A 5,762-nucleotide genomic window follows, 5' to 3' on the forward strand; every position below is an offset into this window, starting at 1 on the left:
GGAGTGGGGCTTGACGACTGAACCGCGCAGCGGGTCAGGAGCCGAAGGGGGCCATGTGTCCTGCCTGTTCGGTTACATCCATCGATGAGCAGCTGCTGCGCGTCGCTGTGATCCAGACGACAACAAGGCGCAGTGTTGTTGGAATATCAGATATATTAATGCTAACGTACGCATACATTAGCATTAATACAGGGACAGAATAATGAACGGTGAATCGCAGACTGAACAGGCCCGGGCCATTTTTTTGCATAAATATACTTATTCCAGAGAGGATCTGGCCGCTGATTACCAGGCCGAACTTCTCAATTACAGCAATGAGAAATGGGAATACCCGCAACGTGCTGCCCGCCTTAGTGCTGCGGTGAAACGTTACAAATCTTTCAGAATGCTTTGTTTCATCTTTGAGATTGCTGATGAAATCGAACTGGACTTCACACCGCTGATTGTAAAACGCCTGTGCAACCGCCTTTTCGGACGATCCGGCAGTCAGGACATGATCGTCGATATCTTTGGACAGAAAGGTCGGCAGCACCGTAGTCGTGACAATTTGCCCTCAGTTATTGATGGAGTGGTCGAACGTTACCGCCTTGCTGCCTTTTCCTGCCAGGCTTCCACCCAGAACGATATCGAACAGGTCAAGAAAGCCTATCAGGCCGGTATCACGATAACCCGCCATCAGGCAGAGTAATGCTGGCCTCTTAATGCTAACGTACGCATCCATTAGCATTAAGAATATCGTTTATTGGGGCTCAGAGACGAATGGGAAGAGAGCGGCAGGCGCCGCAGGCGCGGCCGTCCCGCTCCGTTCCCCGGAGGGGAACGTTTCCTTTCGGGTTGTTCATGCGCGCGGTCGCGACCGTAAGGAAAAAGGGGCTACCGGCGAACCGGCAACCCCTTCATAAAGGCGCTTGTAGTCTTTCCAGACGACACCAGAAGCCCTGAAAAGGCGGGGTTTCCCCCGCCTCCAGGTTGCTACTTACTGGATTCGTAGGCAAGCACGGCAGCGACCTCCCGTTGCCCGTCCTTCAGCCGGATTTCGCAGAGCGATTTCCGTGTCAGGTATGTGAATATCAACAGTGTGAGACACACTATGAGTACGCACCAGATAACGGTACTTCGCGGCTGTTTCATAGCCTTCTTCTCCTTGCGCAGAGCGCAGTAAGCGGCTAATCTAGATGTGTCTAGCATTCAGATTGGCCTCGGGTTAATGAAAATTAACTTCGGGGCTTTTCTCTTTCTGCCTCACAACAACCGTAACAAACCCACCGAACGTCATGAGACAAAAAGCCTCAAGCGCCGTCGCCATTATACCCCGATGCCTGTTTTCTGCCCAGGAATAACAGCCTGAAAACTGTATAAATCCTCATCCTTTTCGGTGTCATTTTACGACCGGCAGGCCCAGCGCCTCCCGAATTTCAGCCGCCCGTTTTTCGCTACCGGCATTTACTCCGGCGTTATATACCAGGCTGATCAGCTCCTGTAACTGCGCCCAGTCATCCCGGGCCAGTCTTGCATCCAGTCGATACAGAATTTTCCCGCTGGCGGCATGCCGGAACACGGTACCTGTTTCTTTTTTGTCAAACGTCCGGCTGATAATGCTCAATATCCCTCCCGGTTATCCCGGCCCTCAGACCATTCAAGGATCTGGTCTTCCAGCGCCTCCAGATGTTTGTCGATGCTCTCAGACAGCTGCTGGCTTTCTGTCTCCAGCCAGCCACTCAGTCCGTCCCATTCGCAGGTCATTTCTTTCAGCTTTTCTGACATGGTACGTAACTTATTGCGCTGGCTCCGTGCCACCTTCAGCTCTGTCTTACAGGGGTTATTTCTCATGCCTCCCCCCGATGATGTTTGAGCTTGTTGGGTACCAGCCAGCGCTCGGCAGCGCGGATATGTTCAGCCGTTTCCCGGACAATAAACGGGATTTCATACATCACTACATACAGCGGCTCGCCGCTCAGGCGCAGCCACTCCAGTTCCTTCAGCGATGCGAACCGCGTCTGCCAGCGCCAGAAAGCGCTCGTCAGCTCCCCCGCGTCTAACTCGTCGCTCCAGCGGGTGTACCATGTGCAGACGGTTTCGGGTGACTGGAAGTTCAGATCCAGTTCGGCCTGTGCAAGCAGGTTCCGGCGCAGCCGCCACTGCTGATCGACTTCCCGAGCTTCGCGGCGCAGCTGCCGGGTGGTGCTGATTTTCGCCCTGTGCAGTCGCCTGTCCGTCCGGGTGTGCATGACCTCCGGGAACAGCTCGGCCTGAACATCCGGCGTCAGCGGCAGCGGACAGGCTTCACCGCCTGTGGCGATCATAATCTCCAGCGCTTCCTCAACCTGTTTCAGGTTCGAATGGCGGTTCTTTGGCACCCAGTTCAGCCCCGGGATCTGACGGGCCACCGTGGCATTCAGGCGACCGCTGCCCGTCAGCACGCGAAGAAAAGTGCGCACATACGGCATGGCGGGCAGACGTGCGCCGCGTTCCCGGGATGACTCGACCATGTTGATGGCCTGAATCGCCGCCTGACGGGCAGGTTTCAGGGAAACGAGCGCATGTGAGGACGGGATCATGCTGTCACCTCCCCACTCATCAGGTTAACCACGGTGCTGGCGGTGCAGTTGAACCGGCGCAGACCTGCCATCTGTGCAATCAGCTGACTGACACGATCGGGCTGGAGCGTTTTGTTCTGGTACAGGGTGCGCACGACTTCACCGCCGGAAGAGAGCAGCACCAGAAGCCAGTACGGCGATACTTCGCCAGGACTGCACACACACAGGTGCCAGGCATCACTGTCATCAGCACTGAAACGGCATTGTACGGGGAAAAAGCCGCCAAACTCGCTGCGGTACTCGGCGCAGACACGCCAGCCCTCTGGTGTTGTAAGCAGACCGATCACGGCATCGCTGAGAACGCGGCGTGCGTCCTCGCCCTGCTGGCGGATAAACTCAAAATCGGATTCGGTCAGGGTATTAATTCGGGTCAGGTCATAATGCATTGTCATGTTTTTTCCCGCCGCCCGAAGGCGGCGGTCTCCGGTATCAGGCTGCGTGGTCAGTGGTTTCAGTAACGGTTTCGGTGGCTTCGTCGGCCTGTTCAGCTGGCGCGGAACGCACCATCCAGTCAGGCACCCAGCCCACTGCACTGAGATCTTTCGCTGCTGCCTGCGCCGCATCGCGGCGCTTGAGTTTCACAACCTCGCCAGCCCGGTCTGCCATTCCCGCATCTTCATACGCCCGGCCAATCTGGGTGATTTTCAGCTTGCCGAAGTAGTTCTCTGCATCAGGCTGCCACCAGTTACGCAGGTTGAAGTCGAGCGCGGCCTCAAGGTTATCCAGCTCGCTGGCGTCGGTACGGTTGTAAAGACGCTCCTGCAGGCCGTTGATCCCGTGGGCGGCGCAGAAGCCCAGCAGGGCGTTAACCTTTTCAGCGGGCCATGTCAGCAGCCAGGCGAAATCCTGATCCCAGTTTTCCGGCAATGTGGCCTGAATGGCTTCACGCTGTGCTTTCAGCGACATCAGGGCCTTACCTGCCTCCCCGGACGGAGCCAGAGTGGAAAGAAAATGCTGACTGGAGGTGACCGAAGCCTTAAGCGGTTGCTGACGGTGGCCATAGTTGGGGCGCTGGAACATGTTCATGCACAGCGTCCACGTCAACAGTGCTACCGACACATCCGGTCGCCCTGCCAGCTCGGCCTGAACCGCGAGCGTACGCTCGGCAGACATGGCCTTCACCAGTGTCGCGGGATAAGCGTCAGCGGGAATCTCCGGCGTGGTATAGGTGATCACGTTGTTCGCGTTTTCGCGCGCCTGTCGGGCCTCTTCCTCCTGCTGGCGATCCTCCTCAGTCAGCCTGCGGATCCCCGGCTGAACCTGAAAATCACTGCCATTCCATGACACCCAGATACCGTGTGCAGCGCGGAACTCTGGTGTGGCTTCGCGGTACGTGGCTTCACAGTAAATATCATCAATCATCTGCTGTAATTCGTATTCGTCTTCATAAGCAGCACAGCCATCCATCGCATCCTCAAGCTCACGGACACGCTGCTGTTCATCATCCGTCAGGACACCCTGTGGCATGGCGAAACGGTACTGCTCCTTGTCCTCACCGTGGCCACGCAGCTCTGTCATGCGGAACTCTGCCCAGCCCCAGCCCTGCTCCTGTTTTAAACGGGCCGCAAGTACGGTCAGTTTGCCATCCAGAAGCGATCTGACCAGCGCAGCATCCACAAAGGTGCTGTCCTTATCGCTGAACAGATCTGCGGTGAGTTCACCGCCTGCTGCGGTGTAAGCGTCCTCACCAACAAAAACGAACATCGGGTGGCTGATGGGCATTTTGTCGTCCGTCGCCATTTTGCGCAGGGTGTGGGCGACCGGGGCACGACCGTTCCACTGCGCCTTGGCATCTTCCCAGACCTGCATCTGTCGTTCGTGGGAATCGGCAAGCGTCAGCGCCTCGCACTGCTCAAGCTCCAGCTCATCCCGCGCCAGCGCATCCAGCAGGGCCGGGGCAAGGTTCGCCAGCTTCAGGCATCGCTGGACATGGCGCGGATGGAAGCCCATCAGTGCGCCGATCTGCGAAGGCGTTTTGCCTTCCTGCTGAAGGGTACGAAAACCAATAATCTGCTCGGCAGGATGCATGTTCTTGCGTCTGCCGTTCTCGATCATCGAGGCCGCCACTGCCAGCTCTACGGGCAGGATTTTCACCGGAACAAAAGGCGTGTCAGCATCAACCACACCGCGTAATACAAGAATACCGGTTCCCCGGCGGCGACCTTCCCCGCCCACGATGCCGATGGTGCCGTCAGGCTGCTCCACACCGATCAGATTCTGAAGAATACCCACGGCCTCAATGCTGTTGGCCATCTCTTCCACTTCCCCGTCGGTATGCGCAATGATGCGCGTGTTCAGTTCTGAGCGTGTCAGACGGGAGAACGGGAAGATTTGCACAGGCGTGTCCGCGAGGAGTTGCACGAGCTTCTGCTCCGTGGTCTGCGCGGTTTTAGCAGCTGATTTTTTGCTGCGCGGTGTTTTTGCCGTAGAATTGCTGGCGACCATTATTTTTACCTCTCAGTTTAAGTGATGGTTTGCCGTGGCCGGATTGCCCTCCGGTCACGGCTTCCGGTTAATCGGTGATGCGTTCAGGGTGCGCAGCCAGTGCTGCAAAAGACGGATAGCTGTCGAGAACCTTCATCATGGCTTTCGCGCTCTCGAGCATGGCGATATCTGCGGCTGACGCGCGGTTTTCACAGACCGCGATCGTTGCCAGTACGCCAGATTTCATGTCAGAAAAACGCTCATACATACGGTTGCTGAAGAGGACGCGCTTGCCCTCTGCCATGACCTGCCAGTTGTTGCAGTCGTTAAAACGGGTGTCCACGTTGTCGAACTCCACCACATGCGTGTCGGTGGCCTGAATGCGCAGCAGCTTCACCATGTCGCGGCTCTCTCCGACTTTTTTACCCGTCAGGGCAGTTTTCAGGTTCTGCATTTTTTCTCCTTTCTGGTGGTTAAGGCCGGATCCCCGGCCCGGTAAATACCGCGCGTACGGACTACTTCACGCCGAGGCGACGGAACATATCGGCAAGAATATTTCGCCGGGTATAAGGTGCCCCCGCTGCTTTCAAATCCTCCAGAACGTTCCATGCGTAGCTGACCTGCGTCCCGTGAACAGAGATCAGGTGGGCTGTCTTAGGCTCAGGAAAAGACAAAACCCATCTTCCGGAAGATTCTTGAGCGGCGGTTCTGACGTTGACGTTTCGTGTGTGCATCCTGGTT

General features: G+C 56.7%; 9 protein-coding genes. 1 reads left to right on the forward strand and 8 read right to left on the reverse strand.

The features are described 5' to 3' along the window. Positions 1-202 precede the first annotated feature (202 nt). Entirely contained in the window at positions 203-688 is a 486-nt protein-coding gene (locus V7Q49_RS23435) for a cytoplasmic protein (protein ID WP_333855715.1), read from the forward strand. Between the two features lie 284 nt (positions 689-972). Here V7Q49_RS23435 and V7Q49_RS23440 read toward each other — a convergent pair whose 3' ends face one another. The 8 genes from V7Q49_RS23440 to V7Q49_RS23475 form a co-directional block, all read right to left on the reverse strand. Then, entirely contained in the window at positions 973-1,131 is a 159-nt protein-coding gene (locus tag V7Q49_RS23440) for a type I toxin-antitoxin system Hok family toxin (protein ID WP_176483462.1), read from the reverse strand. A 247-nt stretch (positions 1,132-1,378) separates the two neighbouring features. Then, positions 1,379-1,603 carry a hypothetical protein gene (locus V7Q49_RS23445; protein ID WP_313228472.1) on the reverse strand — a complete coding sequence of 75 codons (225 nt, stop codon included), beginning with the start codon at positions 1,601-1,603 and terminating at the stop codon, positions 1,379-1,381. After that, positions 1,600-1,830 (reverse strand): hypothetical protein, encoded by a 231-nt coding sequence (locus V7Q49_RS23450; protein ID WP_333855717.1) that lies wholly within the window; start codon positions 1,828-1,830, stop codon positions 1,600-1,602. Before V7Q49_RS23450 ends, V7Q49_RS23445 begins: the two co-directional genes overlap by 4 nt. Continuing rightward, complete coding sequence (locus V7Q49_RS23455) at positions 1,827-2,558, reverse strand: plasmid SOS inhibition protein A (protein WP_333855719.1); 732 nt, start codon at positions 2,556-2,558, stop codon at positions 1,827-1,829. The genes V7Q49_RS23450 and V7Q49_RS23455 overlap by 4 nt, the downstream gene beginning before the upstream one ends. Then, positions 2,555-2,989: a conjugation system SOS inhibitor PsiB gene (gene psiB, locus V7Q49_RS23460; protein ID WP_148569903.1), complete on the reverse strand. Its 435-nt coding sequence runs from the start codon at positions 2,987-2,989 to the stop codon at positions 2,555-2,557. The genes V7Q49_RS23455 and psiB overlap by 4 nt, the downstream gene beginning before the upstream one ends. A gap of 37 nt (positions 2,990-3,026) precedes the next feature. Further along, positions 3,027-5,042, reverse strand: coding sequence for a ParB/RepB/Spo0J family partition protein (locus V7Q49_RS23465; RefSeq protein ID WP_333855721.1), 2,016 nt, complete (start codon positions 5,040-5,042; stop codon positions 3,027-3,029). A 67-nt stretch (positions 5,043-5,109) separates the two neighbouring features. Further along, entirely contained in the window at positions 5,110-5,475 is a 366-nt protein-coding gene (locus V7Q49_RS23470; protein ID WP_148569901.1) for a hypothetical protein, read from the reverse strand. Positions 5,476-5,536: 61 nt separating this feature from the next. Next, positions 5,537-5,755 (reverse strand): hypothetical protein, encoded by a 219-nt coding sequence (locus tag V7Q49_RS23475; protein WP_333855727.1) that lies wholly within the window; start codon positions 5,753-5,755, stop codon positions 5,537-5,539. Positions 5,756-5,762 lie beyond the last annotated feature (7 nt).

The organism is Leclercia sp. (genome assembly GCF_036780805.1).
Taxonomy (GTDB): Bacteria; Pseudomonadota; Gammaproteobacteria; order Enterobacterales; family Enterobacteriaceae; genus Enterobacter.